Raw genomic sequence first — 425 nt, 5'->3', positions numbered from 1 at the left:
GGATTAATCTTGGTCTGACACGCATGGCCGACACCTGTCAGGGTGCCACCCTGCGCCAGTTGGCGCATCTGCATGACTGGCATATCAGCGAGGCCGGATACGCCGAAGCCCTTGGCCGTATGGTTGCAGCCCATCGTGGGCTGCCCCTGGCGTCACTCTGGGGAGACGGCACATCGTCCTCAAGTGATGGTCAATTGTTTCATGCAGGTGGCAGAGGCGCTGCGATCAGCGATATCAATGCGCGCAATGGCAGTGAACCGGGCGTCAGTTTCTACACCCACATCTCCGATCAGTATGATCCGTTTTCGACCCGGGTGATTGCGGCGACGGCCGGTGAAGCACCCTATGTTCTGGATGGGCTGCTGTATCATGCCAACGGGCTTTCCATTGAAGAGCATTATACCGACACGGGTGGGGCATCGGAT

At 58.4% G+C, this 425-nt stretch carries 1 protein-coding gene; it reads left to right on the top strand.

Features of this window, described 5'->3' with window-relative positions; translation table 11 throughout:
- Positions 1-425, top strand: a 425-nt coding sequence (locus KP705_RS18065) for a Tn3 family transposase (protein ID WP_215765292.1), incomplete at both ends; no start/stop codon positions are given.

The organism is Gluconobacter sp. P1D12_c, assembly GCF_018812105.1.
GTDB lineage: Bacteria > Pseudomonadota > Alphaproteobacteria > Acetobacterales > Acetobacteraceae > Gluconobacter > Gluconobacter oxydans_A.
Note: the sequence above shows the minus strand (reverse complement) of the source record. Positions and strands in the feature narration are given on the sequence as shown.